The organism is Gemmobacter caeni (assembly GCF_003054195.1).
Taxonomy (GTDB): Bacteria; Pseudomonadota; Alphaproteobacteria; order Rhodobacterales; family Rhodobacteraceae; genus Gemmobacter; species Gemmobacter caeni.
Genome location: NZ_QBKP01000027.1, coordinates 1 through 16,271, shown reverse-complemented (window position 1 = coordinate 16,271; position 16,271 = coordinate 1). Strand labels below are relative to the sequence as shown.

Annotated in this window: 17 protein-coding genes; 2 read left to right on the top strand and 15 right to left on the bottom strand. The window is 63.1% G+C overall.

The window, feature by feature from the left end; all coding sequences use genetic code 11:
- Position 1: 1 nt before the first annotated feature.
- From C8N34_RS23455 to C8N34_RS26990, 6 genes are all read right to left on the bottom strand, one after another.
- Positions 2-1,042 carry a lytic transglycosylase domain-containing protein gene (locus C8N34_RS23455; protein ID WP_158640804.1) on the bottom strand — a complete coding sequence of 347 codons (1,041 nt, stop codon included), beginning with the start codon at positions 1,040-1,042 and terminating at the stop codon, positions 2-4.
- A 448-nt stretch (positions 1,043-1,490) separates the two neighbouring features.
- Entirely contained in the window at positions 1,491-3,884 is a 2,394-nt protein-coding gene (locus tag C8N34_RS23450; protein ID WP_108130736.1) for a VirB4 family type IV secretion system protein, read from the bottom strand.
- The gene (locus C8N34_RS23445; protein ID WP_108130735.1) at positions 3,874-4,140 is read right to left on the bottom strand and encodes a VirB3 family type IV secretion system protein; all 267 of its coding nucleotides are present in this window, start codon (positions 4,138-4,140) and stop codon (positions 3,874-3,876) included. Before C8N34_RS23445 ends, C8N34_RS23450 begins: the two co-directional genes overlap by 11 nt.
- Entirely contained in the window at positions 4,140-4,442 is a 303-nt protein-coding gene (locus C8N34_RS23440; protein WP_158640805.1) for a TrbC/VirB2 family protein, read from the bottom strand. Before C8N34_RS23440 ends, C8N34_RS23445 begins: the two co-directional genes overlap by 1 nt.
- On the bottom strand, positions 4,439-4,882 hold the full coding sequence (locus C8N34_RS26995; protein ID WP_242013902.1) for a lytic transglycosylase domain-containing protein: 444 nt from the start codon (positions 4,880-4,882) through the stop codon (positions 4,439-4,441). Before C8N34_RS26995 ends, C8N34_RS23440 begins: the two co-directional genes overlap by 4 nt.
- Before the next feature lie 190 nt (positions 4,883-5,072).
- Positions 5,073-5,396 carry a hypothetical protein gene (locus C8N34_RS26990; protein ID WP_242013903.1) on the bottom strand — a complete coding sequence of 108 codons (324 nt, stop codon included), beginning with the start codon at positions 5,394-5,396 and terminating at the stop codon, positions 5,073-5,075.
- 247 nt (positions 5,397-5,643) lie between these two features.
- Between C8N34_RS26990 and C8N34_RS23430 the strand changes: the two genes are divergently transcribed.
- Together C8N34_RS23430 and C8N34_RS23425 are read left to right on the top strand one after the other, a co-directional pair.
- Positions 5,644-5,937 (top strand): hypothetical protein, encoded by a 294-nt coding sequence (locus C8N34_RS23430; RefSeq protein ID WP_108130732.1) that lies wholly within the window; start codon positions 5,644-5,646, stop codon positions 5,935-5,937.
- A 72-nt stretch (positions 5,938-6,009) separates the two neighbouring features.
- On the top strand, positions 6,010-6,645 hold the full coding sequence (locus C8N34_RS23425; RefSeq protein WP_108130731.1) for a hypothetical protein: 636 nt from the start codon (positions 6,010-6,012) through the stop codon (positions 6,643-6,645).
- Positions 6,646-6,666: 21 nt separating this feature from the next.
- Here the strand turns inward: C8N34_RS23425 and cobT are convergent, their stop codons facing one another.
- From cobT to C8N34_RS23380, 9 genes are all read right to left on the bottom strand, one after another.
- The gene (cobT, locus tag C8N34_RS23420) at positions 6,667-7,665 is read right to left on the bottom strand and encodes a nicotinate-nucleotide--dimethylbenzimidazole phosphoribosyltransferase (RefSeq protein WP_108130730.1); all 999 of its coding nucleotides are present in this window, start codon (positions 7,663-7,665) and stop codon (positions 6,667-6,669) included.
- Positions 7,666-7,687: 22 nt separating this feature from the next.
- Positions 7,688-8,392 (bottom strand): hypothetical protein, encoded by a 705-nt coding sequence (locus C8N34_RS23415; protein ID WP_108130729.1) that lies wholly within the window; start codon positions 8,390-8,392, stop codon positions 7,688-7,690.
- Between the two features lie 12 nt (positions 8,393-8,404).
- On the bottom strand, positions 8,405-9,265 hold the full coding sequence (locus C8N34_RS23410; RefSeq protein WP_108130728.1) for a methylenetetrahydrofolate reductase: 861 nt from the start codon (positions 9,263-9,265) through the stop codon (positions 8,405-8,407).
- A 15-nt stretch (positions 9,266-9,280) separates the two neighbouring features.
- Complete coding sequence (locus C8N34_RS23405; protein WP_108130727.1) at positions 9,281-10,453, bottom strand: amidohydrolase family protein; 1,173 nt, start codon at positions 10,451-10,453, stop codon at positions 9,281-9,283.
- Positions 10,454-10,469: 16 nt separating this feature from the next.
- The gene (locus tag C8N34_RS23400) at positions 10,470-11,561 is read right to left on the bottom strand and encodes a ferredoxin--NADP reductase (RefSeq protein ID WP_108130726.1); all 1,092 of its coding nucleotides are present in this window, start codon (positions 11,559-11,561) and stop codon (positions 10,470-10,472) included.
- Positions 11,562-11,651: 90 nt separating this feature from the next.
- Positions 11,652-11,966: a hypothetical protein gene (locus C8N34_RS23395; protein WP_108130725.1), complete on the bottom strand. Its 315-nt coding sequence runs from the start codon at positions 11,964-11,966 to the stop codon at positions 11,652-11,654.
- Between the two features lie 85 nt (positions 11,967-12,051).
- Positions 12,052-13,896 carry an MtaA/CmuA family methyltransferase gene (locus C8N34_RS23390; RefSeq protein WP_108130724.1) on the bottom strand — a complete coding sequence of 615 codons (1,845 nt, stop codon included), beginning with the start codon at positions 13,894-13,896 and terminating at the stop codon, positions 12,052-12,054.
- Positions 13,897-13,921: 25 nt separating this feature from the next.
- Positions 13,922-15,151: a uroporphyrinogen decarboxylase family protein gene (locus C8N34_RS23385; RefSeq protein ID WP_108130723.1), complete on the bottom strand. Its 1,230-nt coding sequence runs from the start codon at positions 15,149-15,151 to the stop codon at positions 13,922-13,924.
- On the bottom strand, positions 15,148-16,056 hold the full coding sequence (locus tag C8N34_RS23380; protein ID WP_206752328.1) for a tetrahydromethanopterin S-methyltransferase subunit H family protein: 909 nt from the start codon (positions 16,054-16,056) through the stop codon (positions 15,148-15,150). The genes C8N34_RS23385 and C8N34_RS23380 overlap by 4 nt, the downstream gene beginning before the upstream one ends.
- Positions 16,057-16,271: the final 215 nt, after the last annotated feature.

Here is a 16,271-nt window from a genome sequence, read left to right as displayed (position 1 = left end):
GTCAATCCTTCACAACAAGGAAGAGTTCATCTTCGGCGTAGGCCTGGAGGAGGAGGGCATTGCGGGCCTGCTCGACCTTCACCCGGACTGCCGCCAATCGCTGGAGCACATAGGCGATGCGGGTGACCTCGGCCCGGGCATAGGTGTTGAGATCCATCGCTTCCTTGGTCGAGGCCGTGGTCGGGATGCGGGCGATGATCTCCTTCAACCGCGTCATCGACGCGGTGAGGGTCTGGTTCGACTGCATGCCGTAGTGCAGGCCCGCATCGGCGATGTTCGAACTTTCCGCGATCACCATGTCGGCGGGATCGAGCGTGCCGACGGTGTCGACGCCTTCGATCCGCGCGGCGTAAGAATTGTAGTTTGCGGTGACCCGGACCACGTAGTCCTGCGTCTCGGCATAGGGCGGGATGCCCCCATACTCGATCACCGCACCGGGACCGGCGTTGTAGGCAGCGAGGGCCAGCGGCATGGAGCCGAAGCGGTCGAGCTGTTCGAGGAGATACCGGGCACCCCCATCGAGCTGCAGCTGCGGGTCGTCGTAGTAGGCCGGATAGATGCCGAGATACTCCGCGGTGCCGGGGATGATCTGTGTCAGCCCGAAGGCTGCCGCTGGGCTTCGGGCCCCGATGGAGAAGCCGCTTTCCTGCTTGATGAGCCCCTGGAACCAGCATCGGAACTCGACCGGGTTGATCCCGGCGCGGGCAAGCGCGGGATGCCCGCCATAGCGCCGGGCGGTCTCGATGATCATCTCCTCGATCGTCACCCGCGCATCGCCGAAGAGACGCCCGGCATAGGGGTTGTTGTCCTCGATCGCGTAGATTTCCGAGGCCGCGAGGCCCCCGGGCATGTCCTCGAGGTCGCCGATGAAGGGGGCCGCACCGGTCAGAAGAGCCAAGGTCGCATCGAGAGCTGCGATCTGTTCATCATGCAGACGGGAGATCTCGTCGCGCTTGGCGGAGTTGGTTTCCAGCTCTTCGCGAAGCGCGGTTTCGCGGGTGACCTCTTCGGTGTGGAGCACCGTCGACTTGCCGTCGATCACCGGCACTCCCTGTGCCCTGGCCCCGGAGGTGGGGAGGAGGAACGTCAGGGACGCAAGAAGTGCCGGGACCGCGACCCCCGCGCGGGAGCGGGCGCGGGGAGGGGACGGACAGCGAAGAGGATGCCCCGCGCTCAGTCGCATGTCGATGGATCAGCGGCTGACGGAACCGCAAGCGTGCCGGGACGGATCGCGGCCTGCGAGACGCCTGCGCCGCCGGAATTGGCGGCGGTCCAGCAGTTCGTCCGCGCGGCAGGAAGCTCGCCACAGGAGCTTAGAGCGAGACAGGAAATGAGAAGAAGCCCGGGAAGGGGGAAGGTGGGACGGGACCAGCGCGCGCGCTTTTCTCCTCCCGGAATCTGCGGCCCTGACCGCCAGCGCGGGACCGTCGGGCCTCCAACTCGATCATGAACGAAAGTTCGCATAATATATCTTATGTAATGCATTGATATCATGTGATGCTCCGTTTCCAGAAGTTCGGACGCTCCGCATAGTCGTCGCCGAATGCCGCTTGGCCCGCACGTCCGCCGCCGAGAACGGTGAGGAGCGGTCCGAGCGACGAGAGATCGACATCGAGGACCGAGGAGCCGCGCGCGGTGCGCCAGAGGACGGATCGGCGACCGAGCGTGCCCGCGAGAACGAAGCCCAACTCGCCTTCAGTCATCCGGAAACTGTCGTACTCCGCACCTTCGGCCTCGGGGTTCGGAAACATCAGCTGGTTTGGCAGCGCCTCGAGGATCGCGCGCGACCGGCTCGAGCGGATTTGGCTCGGGAACTGCGTCATCATCAACACGACGACGTTCTTCTTTCGCGCCGTCACCAGCCATTCGGAGAGCTTGCGGCTGAAGTAATCGTCGTCGAGCACCTTCCAAGCCTCGTCGATGACGATGAGCGTCGGGCGCTTTTCCTCGATCAGCATCTCGATCCGGCGGAAGAGATAGGCGAGCACTGCGGTGCGCTCGGTCGCGAGATCGAGGATCTCGGTCAGGTCCACCGCGGTGATATCCTGCGCGCCGAAGTCGACCACGGGCACCTCTGCCGGGCCAAAGACCCAGGAGTAGCGTCCGTCCGGCCCCCATTCGCCGACCCGCATCGCGAGATCGCGGCCATCGCCCACATCGCCGATCAGCGTCCGGAAGTCGCGGAAGTTCCGAAGCTCAGCCGGCACCGAGGCATTCTGCCGGATCGCGCGCTTAAGTTCTTCGGACTGGTGCGGCGTCAGCCGCGCGCCGCCCGACTCGAGAAGCGCCGAGAGCCAGTCGAGGAGCCAGGCCTCGCCGCGTGGGCCGGTCTCCGTGGCGAGGGGATTGAGGCCCGTCGCACGCCCTGCCCGAACCTCGGCATAGCGACCGCCGAGCGCATGGACGACCATTTTCAACCCGGCCTCCTTGTCGAAGAGGATCGTCCGTACTCCCGCGCGTTGCGCCTGCGCCACGAGGAAGGCCACCGTGGTCGACTTGCCGCCACCCGAGCGACCCAGGACCAGCGTGTGCCCGATGGTCGGCTCCTCGGCCGGATTGCCCGGTTCATGGAAAGAAAACCGGTGCTGGCTTCCCTGCAGCGTCTCGAAGACCGTGACGGGCGTGCCCCAGGCGAGGCGCTCCGAGGTCGTCCCAGCCTCGGCGGCATGCAGCGACGCCATGTCCGCGAAGTTCGTCGAAGCGACCGTGATCGCGCGCATCCGGTAGTCCATGTTGCCGGGATGGATCGCGAAGAAGGTCGCGGCAAGGCCGAAGACCTCACGCTCGAGCCGGAAGCCTGACTGATGCGCGATTCCGCGGATGCGCGCCAGTTTTTCTTCCAGCGCCTTCAGGCTGTCGGCAGTGACCGAGAGCGTCATCTGATGGTCGCCGAAGCCCGCGAGGCCGGACTCGACGGCGTCTGCCGCCTCGAAGAGTTGTCGCTCGATCGAGACCGCCATATCGTCTGCCGCCTTCATCTGCGCGGTCTTGCGCCGGGCGCGCTCCGAGATCGTCGCCCGGTCGATCGGCGTGAAGCTGTGCGAGATCACCACATCCCGCATCGCGTCGAGCGCGTCGAGCATGCCCGGCCAGGTCGAGGTGGCGTAAGAGCGGACGTAGAGGAGACCGAGGTAGCGACGGGCCCCTGCCCCGTCGGTCAGGACCGCATGCCCTCTCTCGAAGCTGATACTCGCCGTTGCCGCGTCTTCGGCGAGAAGCGTCATCGACCCGCGCGAGATGTCCCGCATCTCTCCACAAGTCAGCGCGCCATAGAACCCGATTAGGCTTCCATCGCTGAGCTTCAGCCGGCGCGTCGCGAGGCCGAGGCCGCTCTCGAGAATCGAGACCACTTCGCCGAGCTCGTCGAGCCGCCGCGCCGTGTCCTGCCCGAAGGCGCGCCGGGCTGCTCCGGCGAAGAGCGGCACTTTCAGGGGCGTCGCGACCCGCCGGACCACCGTCAGCACCAGCACGAAATCCTGCAGGCCCCGCGTCGAAAGATGTGCGCGCCAGGCCGCCTCGACATCGGCCGCGAAGCTATGGCCACGGAGAGGTTTCAGATCAAGCGAGGATTTCCTCAGAAGACGGTGAATGTAGAAACTGAAGCGATCGTCGAGCCCGTCCATCAGTGTCGCGAGTTTGGCGCGCAAGCTCACGATCGTCTGCGGTGCCGAGGTCAGCCCGTCGATGCCCTTGATCTCGAGCGAGAGCATCAACGCGTTCTCGCGGGTCCGCACCACCTCATCGTCGAGTTCGACGAGATAGGGCAGATGCGCATAGAGCGCCCGCTCCGGCGGGATCGCGGCCTCGGCGCGCGGGGATGCCCTCTCCCCTGCCCCGCTCGCCAAGTGGTGCGACCGCAGGCCCAGAAGCGCATCAAGCCCCATGGCGGCCTCGCGGACCGAAGATGACCTCGGGCGTCTTCAGGATCACTGTGCCGAGGACGACATGGCCATTCGGATTGATCGCGGTCACAATCCGCGCCGCGAAGTACCAGACCGGGAGCGTCAGGAGCCAAGTCGCGGCCTTGATCAGGATGAAGGGCAGGACCGTCAGCCCGCCCACCGCCATGGCATAGGGCATCGGCAGGCCGAGGAACTTCGCGGCCCGCGAGAGTCCGAGGATGACCGGCGTCTTTTCCATCAGGAGAAAGCCGCCCTAAGGTTCGCGACGATCGCGGGTCCGGCGAAGACGAGGAAGGCCCCGACCACGACGAGGGCGACCCAGGCCCAGGAGATCCGGTTGAAAGCCGCGAGGAAGCCGGTGATCACGAAGGCGATGCCGAAGAAGGCGGTCGCGAAGACGCCCCGCAGCGAGGCGAGGAAGCCCGTCGCCACACCTTCCGCCTTCCCGAAATCGATGGTCTGCGCCAGAGCGCCGTCGACATGCGCGACAAGCGCTGCAGCGACGAGGAGCAAAACGGCAGGATGAAGTCTCGACGTCACAACTCGGTTCCTTCTTCTGAAGCGGCGCGCAGGCGCTCGAATTCGGCGTGGACACGGGCCACATAGGCGCGGGTCTCGGCATAGGGGGGAATGCCACCGTACTGACGGACGGCGTCCGGTCCGGCGTTGTAGGCGGCGAGCGCCAGATCGAGCGAGCCGAAGGCCGCGATCTGGGCGAGAAGATATCGGGCGCCGCCGTCGAGGTTTTCGTGCGGATCATCGATCGCGACCCCGAGCGCACGGGCCGTGTCCGGCATGAGCTGCGCGAGGCCGCGCGCGCCGGCCGAACTCACCGCATCGGGATTGAAGCCACTTTCCACGCGGACAAGAGCTTGGAAGAGGAGTGCCCAGTCCTTCGGTGACAGATCGACCAATTCCAGCGCGGAATGATCGGAATAGCGCGCTGTGGTGAGGCGAAGCGCGGGAAGGACGGCCGCCAACCGCGCCCCTTGCCCCGCACCCGGCGCTGCGGGTGCGGTGACGCCATACGCCCCGGCTGCCGTAGCGCCGTCCTCCCTTCCCTTCCCGGGTTTCTCCGGAACAATCAGAGCGCCCGATGTGTCATAGCGAAGGACGAAGGCATCGGGGGGTATCTCGCTCCCCTGCCCCGCCTCATTCCAGCGAATGACCTCAGCCGGTGCGGGGCCGGCGGCGCATGCCAGTAGCGATGCCGCCAGCCAAAAGCGGAACCGTGACCTGGTCAAGCTCGAGCTTGGTGGCAGCGAAGGACACCACGCCCTCCATGGTCTGGATGATCCGATCATCGGCCCGGGCCGTGACGAGGCTGTAGCGCTCGTCAGGTCCCCGGACCGCGAAGAACATCCACTCGCCGCGGTGCCGGCGCTTGGGATCCGGCGCGGTGAGGCATTCGATCTCGACCCATGTGCCCGGCTTGTCGAGTTCGGCGATGAACTCGGCTTCACGCAGCACCGGCGAGATCCTTCTCTTGCGCATTCCAACCTTCGATCAGGGATGTCCTCTGATCGGGGAATGTAGCGCGTTTCGACAATCGCATCCACTTGACGAAAAGCACATGCGACGGACGCATGTGACAGTATGATTCGACTTCGTTTGAAGAAATCGTGTGCGGCTTGTGCGCCAGATTGTGTGACTTTGTCCTGCATCTTCGGGCGTTACTCAAACAGATCAGCATGTTACCATCTCCACTGAGCGGCCCCATGCGAAGCCCGAAGGACCTCTGATGAAGCACGCTATCTTCCTGGTTGTTCTCCTGCAAGGCCCGGATGTGCTCGCGGCGCAGGAAATCCGCGGGGGTTGTCTGTCGCCAGTTCCACCGGACACCACCCTTCCGGCGGGCGTTCTTCGGCAATATCGGCAAGAGCTTAGTGTTGAATTTGAAGCATATTTTCGTGCAGTGACCGACTACATCGCCTGCCTTGATGCCGAACGCGCAGCGGCCTTCGACGAGGCGCGCGGAGTGACGGAGCGCTACGCAGATTTCTTGGAGGTCGTAACGAAAGACGAAAACAAGTAGATTTGTCGCATGTGATTCGCCTCTCGACCGACCCGTCCCCGACAGGCGGCCAGAGGGTCCTCGGAGGATGCCATGACCCGTTACCTTGCTCGAACGTTCCTGTTGTTCACGGCCACCTTGACACTCCTCTTCACTGCCGCGCCGCGACCTGTATTGGCCTATCAGATCGACTGCGCCATTCTCCTCTGCCTCGCCGGAGGGTTCCCGCCGAGCGAGCCCTGTGGTCGCGCCCACGCCGAGATGATACGGCGCATCACGCCCTGGCCGATCGAGCCGCCCCTCCAGCTTTGGCGCTGCCCGATGCGGACTCGGATGCCAATTTCTTTGCCGGCAGAGACCCAGGTGATCGAGGCTCAGTTCATGCCCGTTCCGCCCCAGCAGGCCGACGGTACGACAGCGTTCGCAACTCTCCTCTGGAAAGCATTCGGAGAGGACGTCACCGACCATGTGATGGCAATCAAGGTCTACGATATGACCTACCGGCGCCGTCAAAACCGGGATGGTGACTGTATCGTGTCCTCCAGCCTTCGGATGGGCACCTACGACCGGAACTGGAACTTCCATTGGGACCGAGCCGCACTCGGCATGTCCCCGGACTGGTTCTTCGATACTCATTACACAAACTGCTCAGAGGTACGGTTTCGGGGGGTCGGAATGGAGTGGAGGGATTATGAGGGGGGGCTCGGGACTGCGCGCGTAATCTACTGATTGACTTGCGCAGTCATTGGACTAGCTGATGCCGGCCTCGGCAAATGTGGCCATCCCGTTGTGACAGTGCAAAGCCGCACGCAATATGCCAAGCGCAAGGGCGGCCCCGGAACCCTCGCCTAGTCGCATGTCCAACTCCAAGATCGGCCGCTTTCCCAATTCCTTCAGGAGGCGCCGGTGGCCTGGCTCGGCTGAGACATGGCCAACCAGGCAGTGATCGAGCAGCCCTGTGTGGGCGACATGAAGCGTGCTTGCCGCAGCGGTGCAGATGAACCCGTCCAGGATCACGGGGATCCGCGATGCCCGCGCCGCAAGGATGCTGCCACATATCGCCGCCTGCTCTCGACCGCCGAACCGGGAGAGTGTTTCAAGTGCCGGTCGCCCGCCGTGCAGCGCAAGCCCTTTTGAGACAGCAGCGCATTTCCGCGCTATGCCTGCAGCATCCGATCCCGTTCCGGGCCCGACCCAGTCCGGCGGGGCACCGCCAAAGAACGCTGCAACAAGGGCCGATGCGACAGTCGAATTGCCGATCCCCATTTCTCCAAGGATCAAGACATCCGCGTTGCCGTCCACAGCACTGGCGCCGATGTTCATCGCCGAGAGCATCTCTTCGCTAGTCATCGCCGGGCCGGTCGTGAAATCGGCAGTAGGTGTGTCCAACATGATCGGAACCACACGCAAATCGGCACCCGACGCGATGCAAAGCTGGTTGATCGCCGCACCGCCCCGTTGAAAATTCAGCACCATCTGCTGCGTGACGTCTTGCGGATAGGGATTGACGCCCTGCGCGCAGACACCGTGATTGCCCGCGAAGATCAGCGCCTGGGCTTTCTTGATCACAGGTCGGGGCGTCGCACGCCAACCCGCCATGAAGATGGCAAGTTCTTCAAGGCGACCGAGCGAACCGGGGGGTTTGGTCAGGCTGTCCTGCCGCACCGCCGCCTGGGCCGCCGACGCGGCGTCGATTCCCGGGGAGGTCTGGATCAAGGCAGCAAGATCGGCAAGCGCGTGCAATCTCATCGGAAGGTCCTTTCCCCGTTTCTCAGTGCCGCCGTTCGTCAGGTCTGACACCACAGCCAACCGGCCGCGAAAGGATGCGATCACGCAGGTGGCCGACAATATCGTCATGCAGGGTTTCGGAGGCGTCGAACCGCAAGGTTCCGGGCCATATCCAGGCCTCACCCACCGCATCAGAGATCGTATCGTAGACGGCCTGGCAGGCGGCAAGGGTCTGGCATCCGGTGACCTTGAGCCCGAGCCGAAAACCGGCGGCCACGATCGTCTTCGCGGCCTGGCGCAACGGGTCGGGGGCATCGGACACAATCGCGAACCGTATCCGCGCGGCATCGAACCGGCCAAGGGCCTCGCGTATATCCATATCGTCCGGACAGGCAAGTTTCACGTTGCGGCGCTGCGCTGCCCTTGTCAGTACATCCAACGCGATACCGCCTGGCGCGCGCAATTCAACCTCGGCGGCGCCATCGGTAACAGCGCGCTCCATGGCATGAAGGTCTCCGGGCGCGATCCGTGTCGTGACCAATGTCCGCGTCCGATAGAGCATATCAGCGCAGGTCCGGACATGACGGTTGGGCACCACGATCGCCGCGGCAGGTCCCGCGGCCGAGCGTATGCGCCCGATCTGCCGGTCGACGGCGTCAAACTCGAAGGCATCCGCCGCTTCTGCAAGGTCAAGCATCGCGTAGATGCGCTTTGCGGCCTCTTGCGCGGCAGAAGCGTCGATGGGCATCCGAGAAGTCCTTTAAGATCTGCGCGCCTCGGAGATCCAGCGGAGAGTCTTTTCCCAGCCGCCAAACGGGAAGAAGTGCAGGTCCGTTCGTCCCCGCGCCACAGGCAGATTGGCTTCGATGGCGGCAATGACGTCTGAAGGGTCCTTGTCGGTCAATACGTTCAAAAGACCGCCAGAATTCTTCTTCAGCACGGCGATCGAAGGCCCGACGCCGCACATGACCGCAAATTTGATCAGCTTGGGCAGCGAAGTGACCCCAGCCAGACCCAATCGCACCGGCACGTCCGGATGGAGGCGCTGCATCCGCGCGGTCCAGGCCGCCATTGTCCCGCCATCAAAGGCGAATTGCGTCACGATCTGGGGCGCCAGACCGATCAGCCGGCATCGTTCGATCTTGCGCGCGCGAGCCTCGTCAAGGCTGTCGACCGAGATATCCGGATGGCCTTCGGGATAGCCGCTGATGAACGCATCGGTGAATCCGCTGTCCTGCATGACCGGATGGGAAAGAAGGTCCAGCGCCTGCCCAAGTGGTCCTTTATATTTCAAGGGGTTGCCCCCCAGAAACAGGCCATGCGTCACGCCGTTCGCGCGATGCGCCTGGATAAATGAGACAAACGCCGCTTCACTGTCGAAATTGCGTGCGCCGATATGCACGACAGGCACGTATCCCATGTCCAGAAGGCCACGGGCCGCGGCAACCTGGATCGCCGGATCTTTCCCGGAAAGATGGGTCAGAAACACTTTCGAACCTGCCGGCAGAAGGCCGGGATCGGGGTGAAACTTCGCAACCATCTCGGGAGCGAGTTCGATCGAGACATCTCCGTCGATCAGACGCGGCGTTTCGGCTGTCTTAGCTAGATTGGTCTGGGTCATCCTATTTCGCTCTGTTCAGTTGAATTCGGTCAAGATGCCGGACCGGACCACGCTGGTGCAGCGCGTTGACGGATCGGAAACCAGTGTTTCGGGACTATCCGCGTCGAACAGAGCCAGGTCGCAGGGGCGGCCGGGAGCGATGCAACCAGCCTGATCCGCAAGGCCCAAAGCTTGCGCCGCATGAACTGTTACCGATTGTATCGCCTCTTCCACCGTCAGACCGAGCTGATTGCGCGCCGAACGGAGCGTCGCCAGCAGGTCCAAGGTCCCGCAGCCATCTGGACCGGCCTCGGTGGAAATCGCGAAACGCCCGCCGGCATCACGAAGGGGCTTAAGATCGGGGAAATTGCCGTCGTCGTCGGCTGCTACCGCCTCGGGCACAAGCACAGGCACGCATCCAACGCGCGCGATCCCTGCAAGCCCGATGTCATCGGTCCGATTAAGGAACAACGCCGCGCGCGAATAGAACGAGGCTGGCAGAGTTGCCCCGGCACAATCGTCGAACCTGTCACAGGCGACGCGGCTTGGTGTCTTCTTCTTGTAGTACAGTTCAAGAATGGTCGAGCAGTGGTCGAGGTCCAGCCCCGCGCCATCGTCACAGAATACCTCGACCGCATCGGCACAGGCCAAGGCATAGGTTTGCGGCACGATTTCGGTTTCGATCTGCGCGAGAAACGCATCAGGGTCAGCCGCTTCGGCGTAGGCATGGCCGATTGCCAGCGTCACCTTCGTCCGCATCGCGCAATCCGCCTGGAACCGGCGCAGCAAGACGGCAAGACGCAGTTCCTCGGCCGGTTCAGTGCCGAAACCCGATTTCAGCTCGCAAGCCGTGACCCCCGACCGGGCCAGCCGTTCGATCCGTTGCTGCAGCAGCGCCAGCAATGCGTCGTCATCCGCAGCGCAAGTGTCCTTGGCGACGGCCAGGGTGCGGTCGCGGTAATCCTCGGCTGTCTGGCCGGTCGGCCCGACCACATCGCCGGCCCAGAGAACCGCGTTGTGGCAGACCACCAAGCCGGGAAGCACCAGGGCCTGCGCCATGTCGCGCGCGCTGGAAAGGTCACCACCATAGCCTGCGACGGGCCCTGCAAAGGAAATGATTCCATCTTCGGCGGCCAGCACGGCATTGTCGATCACCGCCAGCGGCTCCTCGCCCGCCATGGTGACAAGCCTCAGGTTTTTCAAGATCATGCGCTGCGTCACGGCGTCAGATCTCGTCAAAGTCGATGCGTATCGACCGGGTCTTGGGATGCGACAGACAGGCCAGCACCAGTCCTTCATCCAGATCCGATTGCCGCAATGTCTGCAGCACGCCCGGTCGCACCTCGACCCGGCCCTCGGTCAATTTCGAGATGCAGGAGGAACAAGTGCCCTCCTGGCACGAAAACGGAACATCCGCGCCGGTCCGCAGTAACGCAGACAGGATGTCCTCGCCTTCCTGCCAATCGGCTTCGTATTCCTCGCCTCCTACGACAGCGACGATGCGGGCCGTATCGCCTTCTTCGCCGGGCTCGGCCATGCCGGTCACGACCAGGCCCGGCTCTCCCAGATCATCCTCAAGAACCATGTCGAAGCTCTCGCGGTGAATTTGCGCTTCCGGCACCCCCAGCGTCAGGAAGGCGCTTTCCGCCGCATCCATGAAGGCTTCGGGCCCGCACATGTAGACCACGAGCGGCAAAGTGGACATCGCCTGCCATTCGGCAAAGCGCCGCACGATATAGGCGCGGTCGACCCGGCCCCGCGGGCCGGTCCAGCCGTCATCGGCCCGGCTCATCACGTGTTCGGCGGTGCAGCTGCTTTCATGGGCTGCGACCACTGTCGCCAGTTCCTCGCCCAAAATTACCGCGTCCGGGGTCCGATTGCCATAGACGAAAGTGACGCGATGGCCGCGCCCTGATTCCAGAAGCCAGCGGCCGATCGGGAGGATCGGTGCGATCCCCGATCCCGCGGCAAGCAGGATCGCATGATGAGGCTCTTCCATTTCCTTGAAGAAGCGCCCCCGCGGGGCCTGGACATCGACCAGATCGCCCTCTTGCACCCGGTCGACGAGCCAGCCCGACACCCGTCCGCCGTCGATCCGCTTCACGGTGATCCGCAGGCCGCTGTCCTTGCCCGGCGTCGAGGACAGCGAATACTGTCGCGCCACGCGCGCCTCTCCAGTTCCTGTCTCAACGGTCAGGAATTGACCTGGTCGATAGCTGAAAGCGGATACCAAATCCTTGGGTACGTCCAGCCAGAGGCTGGCGGTATCGTCGCATTCCTGGCGGCGCCTGGAAATTCTCAACGGATAGGTGGCCATATGCCCCCCTTTCTTACGGTCTGGATGCTGTGTCTCAGTGCCGCCCCTGTGCCCTGCCCGAACGCCGCGCGCCGACAGAGACGGGGCCGGTCAGATGTCGTCGGTAAAGCCGTGCACCTGCCGGATCTGCTCTCGGAAAGGGTTCGGCTTGTCGATCTTGATGCCGCAGCGACAGGCGTGGTTGTGACCGCAGGCCTTGGCGAAATAGGCCCGCTCTTCGCGCTTCTTCTCGGCCCGAAGACGCTCGGTCGCTGCCCCGATGACATTCAGCGTCAGCACGGGCGCCCGGATCATGTCGCCGCCACAGGCATAGCACATAAGTTCAAGTGTCTCGGCCGTATCGAACGGGGCGCTGACGTCACGGCTGGCCTGACAGGATGTGCAGCAGAAGGTGTATTTCGGCACGGTTTCCCCCTTGCGGAAAGGCTGGGACCGGATGCCCCGCGCATGGCGGCCGGGGCATCCGACTATCGTATCGAGAGCGCTGCGATCAGGCGGCAACCCGCTTGGCCAGATGGTCCCGGACCAGGCTGACCGCGGCATTGGCGTCGATGCCGTATTCGATGCCGATTTGCCGCCCAAGGCCCACATTCGCCGCCGCCCCGCCGAACATCAACAGGTACTTGCCGCCCTTGCCCTGGTCTTCGAGCAATTGCTTGGTTTTCTCGACATAGACCGAAGAAGAGTTGGTCATCACCGACATGCCGATCGCGACCGCGTTTTCGCGCTCGGCCGCCTCGATGAACTGTTCGGGCTTCACATTCTTGCCAAGGTCGATCACGTTGAAGCCGTTCGCCTTCAGCATCAGGCAGACCAGGTTCTTGCCGATATCCTGGGTATTGCCGCGCACCAGGCCGACGATGACGGTTCCCGTCTCGGCGCCGTCGCCGCCCGAAGCTTCCAGCAGCGGCGTCACGATCGGCATCGCCTTGTCCATGGTCTTGGCGGCCTTCAACATGTCGGTCACGAAACGCTCGTTCCGCTCGTACATGTCGCCGACGATCTTCATCCCCATAGACAGGCCGTCGAACACGATCTCCTGCGCCGTCATCCCACGCTCGAGCCCGGTCTTGGTCCATTCGATTGCCTTGTCGCCATCGTATTCCATGATGGCTTCGACAAGCTTCTGATTCACTTCGTCCTTGCCGGTCAGCGCCTCCTGCTGCCCGCTTTCGATGGCGACGACCTTCTGGTCCGACTGTGCCGAGGACCCGCGCTTGCCCGGATGCTTCGGATGACCGGCAAGATAGACGTTCGACAGGTCGCCCAGCGATGGCACGTCCATCGGATACTTGATGTCGGCACATTGCTGGATCATCGCATGGAGGTTTTCTTCGGGGATGTTCCAGTCGAGGTCGCAGCCGGGCATCACGATCGCGCCGCCGTTGTAGCCGACTTCGGCCGCGATCTTCTTGACCTCGTTGCGCACGTCGTCTGTCGAGCCGTGCATCAGCGTCGAATAGGGCGAAAGAGTCCCCATCAGCGAGATTTGCCCGCCGATGGCCTGTTTGGCCTTGTCCATTCCCGGATACATGTCGCCGTTGAAGTTGAAGCAGCCATTGCCGGCGATGTCGCGCCAGATCGGCTGGGTGAAGGTGCAGGTATGGGTGAAGCCGATGCCGCCGATTTCCTTGATATAGGCGAAGAGGCGCTTCTGGTAGGGCAGGCCATGCTTGCGATAGACGTCGGGCGGAAGAATGTCGGACGAGGTGAACGGATCGAGAATGTTGCAGACATCCGCACCAGCCTCGAACATCATGCGGCAGACGTTCTTGACCACATCCAAGGCAAGTTCGGTGACTTCATCGCAATAGTCGGGATCGTCCGACAGGTTCTGAAGGAAGTCGGACGATCCGGTCATCAGCTGCGCCGTGGTGATCGGGCCGCCGACCGGGGTCGGGATCGCATGGGTGTCCTTCAGGCCCATTTTCACATAGGTGCGGATCTCGTCCTGGATCGCGAGGACGCGCTTCGACGGCTGGAAGCCCTCGCGCTCATACCGCTCTTTGAAGCGGTAGAAGGCCGCCTTGTTCGGCGTCGGATGCGTCACCAGCGAGGGCTGCGCATAGGGCAGATAGTCCAGCTCGCATCCCGGAACGCATTCGACCGGGGTAAAGAGGTCGGTGCCTGCGAGGATCACATCGCCGCCGAACTTGTCGAGCGCCTTCTTCTTGGCATGGGCCTGCGCCTCGCCGTTCAGAAGCACTTCGTCGACCCGCACCCCGCCTTCGCGGATGCCCCGGGTCATCAAGAGCGGCACGACCGGCAATTGATCGGGCAGTGCGCTCATCGTCACGGCGGCAAAGATGCGTTCACGACTTGTCATCTTGGTCATTTTCGTACCTCCCTTGGTTGCAGTCTCAGTTGGACGTCATAGGCGACAGAGTTTGGAATGCACTGGCGTTCCCGCCAGCCTGGGACCGGTCGAGTGTGCCCAGAAGCAGATCGTTTGACGCAAATACTGGAATCTCGGCGGCCCGCGCGGCATCGACAGCCTTGCGGATGATCGATTTGACCGGGCCGAGATTGCGCAGCGCGCGCAGATCATCGCCGTCTAGGGCCTGCACGAAAGCGGCGCCTCGGATGCATTGATCCGCCTCGGCCGGGGTCGAGATACTGTCCACCGGCCCGGCAATGCAGGGCATCGCTATCGCGACATCGGTGGCCAGTAGAGCGAGCGAGGCCCCGTTGCCGCTTTCGACCGACTGGCCTATCGCCGCCAGATTGACGGGCGCGTGCAGGATCATCCCCTTGGGCAGCCCTGCCCTTATGTCGGGCAACAGCATGTTGCGTGCATAGAAATCCAGATTCAGCATGTCGACCTCGAGATCGCAGAGGTCGGGCACGATGGAATTCACCGCGCCGCAGGAATGAAGGCACAGCTTGGCCCCCGACCGCGCCCGAATGCGGGCAAACAGCGTCTGCATCCTTGGAAAGATGAAGGTCCGGAAATCGAGATCAGACAGGTACATGCCGGATTCGAAGCCCAGATCGTCGCCATAGACGATGACTTCGGGGTCGCCCGGCAATGCGCTGAGGGCCAGGTCGTAGGACTGGCATATCGTCTCGAGTGCCCAGTCGAGCAGGGCATTCGCCACCCGGAAATTCTCGGTCAGGTCCAGCATGAACTGCCAGCCGTTCCGCAGCATGAAGCAGGTGTCCAGAAGGCCGGGGCAGGGTGGATCTAGGATGACTGCAGCGTCACTCGCGGGATCGGCCAGTTGAACGCGCCGCGGCATCGCTGGTCGCGGATGCCGCGACAGCGCGTCCCAGTCCGCGGTTTCCAGCGGGTGCCGGAACGGCGCCATATTGCCGTCGGTTTCCATCCAACCGACGCCGTAGGCGTCAAACCATTCCTCGGCGCGCGATGGATCGCGGTCCCACACGAATCCGACACGCTGGAAGTCAGAGCCGATCTTCGTCACGTTCGCCGCCGATAGCGGCAGGGTGTTATACACCGGATGCCCCATTATCGGCACGGAAAGACCCGGTCTGGACGCCGCCCGCAGCGCAGTCAGCGAGGTGGTGCCGATATCGATCGGCACCACCTCGCCCAGTTTCCGCGACAGGGAGCGACGCGGGTCGTTCATGCCGCTTCCGCCAGCTTGAACATCTTGAGCAAGGCGTGCCCGTCCGGCAGCCGATGCTGGTCAAGCTCCTGCGCGGCAAAGCCGAGAAACACTTCGGCCGATCCAAGCGCATGCGCCATTGGCCGCGCCTTCTCAATGATGCCGAAATGCAGGAAGTCGCCGCCCGCCATGCGACAGCACACCATCGCCGTCGCCAACGACAGATTGACGAAGTCCTTGCCCAACGAAGACAGGCCTGTCCATTGCGGAAAGCAGTTCGAAAAGGCACAGCCCGCCGGGTATCCGAATTCCTGTCGCACGGCTTGGATGCCACGCATCGCGATGCCGACGGAGGGCGCGTCCATCACCCCAAGATCGACGATCGGGGCTTCGCAGCCGATATCGTCGAGGATCGGCTGGAAATAGTTGCGGATCATCGCGACAGAACCCTCGGGCGTCGAATCCCCGACATCACTTGCAAGGATCATCACCGCAGCAGGTTTGTTCCTGCCCAGTGCCTCGATCTCGCTATCCTCTGTGTCCTCGTTGAGTGAGGCAAAGATCGACCGGCCGAGAATTCCCTTCTTTGCGGCAAACTCCAGGCCCGCAACCCGCACTTCGGCCTCAGTCGAGTTCAAGAGTAGAGGCAGATCCGTCCGATCTGCGGTAAAGTCCAGGAAACGGCAGAAGGCATCGGGATCCGACCCGATAACGTCAAAGGCCATCTGCACGCCGTAGGTCTGCGCCAGCCCGTTGACACGCGCGATCAGCGCCGCCGCCTTCTCTTCGTTGAACTTGCCAGCGAAGGCATCTTCAACGATCGAGTGGTTGTCGTAGAAGATGCTGCCCACCGCCAACCCGGTGTGCGAGCCCAACGGGCCACCCACAGTGCAATTCCCAATCCTGATAGATTTCAGTTTCGCCACCGGCGACTTCCTCCCGCTCATCCCTGGTCCTGTCTCACGGCACGTGGCTCCTCCGAGCCTGCGCAAGTCTCCCTGTATCGCAGACTAACCTGTCTATAATCTTTTGCAAGGCTCATCTTCTTTATGAATTTTCAGCATGATGACGAAAGATTGCTGAAATCTCTTGCTACGACATGTCTGTCCATATCTTCGTCGTAGATTCTCGCCCTTTGCGA

What these genes read in the sequence shown, in the direction of transcription:
- C8N34_RS23450 (WP_108130736.1), bottom strand. Translation starts at nt 3,884, where the DNA reads ATGGGGCTTGATGCGCTTCTGGGCCTGCGGTCGCACCACTTGGCGAGC.
- C8N34_RS23445 (WP_108130735.1), bottom strand. Translation starts at nt 4,140, where the DNA reads ATGGAAAAGACGCCGGTCATCCTCGGACTCTCGCGGGCCGCGAAGTTC.
- C8N34_RS26990 (WP_242013903.1), bottom strand. Translation starts at nt 5,396, where the DNA reads ATGCGCAAGAGAAGGATCTCGCCGGTGCTGCGTGAAGCCGAGTTCATC.
- C8N34_RS23430 (WP_108130732.1), top strand. Translation starts at nt 5,644, where the DNA reads ATGAAGCACGCTATCTTCCTGGTTGTTCTCCTGCAAGGCCCGGATGTG.
- C8N34_RS23425 (WP_108130731.1), top strand. Translation starts at nt 6,010, where the DNA reads ATGACCCGTTACCTTGCTCGAACGTTCCTGTTGTTCACGGCCACCTTG.
- cobT (WP_108130730.1), bottom strand. Translation starts at nt 7,665, where the DNA reads ATGAGATTGCACGCGCTTGCCGATCTTGCTGCCTTGATCCAGACCTCC.
- C8N34_RS23415 (WP_108130729.1), bottom strand. Translation starts at nt 8,392, where the DNA reads ATGCCCATCGACGCTTCTGCCGCGCAAGAGGCCGCAAAGCGCATCTAC.
- C8N34_RS23410 (WP_108130728.1), bottom strand. Translation starts at nt 9,265, where the DNA reads ATGACCCAGACCAATCTAGCTAAGACAGCCGAAACGCCGCGTCTGATC.
- C8N34_RS23405 (WP_108130727.1), bottom strand. Translation starts at nt 10,453, where the DNA reads ATGATCTTGAAAAACCTGAGGCTTGTCACCATGGCGGGCGAGGAGCCG.
- C8N34_RS23400 (WP_108130726.1), bottom strand. Translation starts at nt 11,561, where the DNA reads ATGGCCACCTATCCGTTGAGAATTTCCAGGCGCCGCCAGGAATGCGAC.
- C8N34_RS23390 (WP_108130724.1), bottom strand. Translation starts at nt 13,896, where the DNA reads ATGACCAAGATGACAAGTCGTGAACGCATCTTTGCCGCCGTGACGATG.
- C8N34_RS23385 (WP_108130723.1), bottom strand. Translation starts at nt 15,151, where the DNA reads ATGAACGACCCGCGTCGCTCCCTGTCGCGGAAACTGGGCGAGGTGGTG.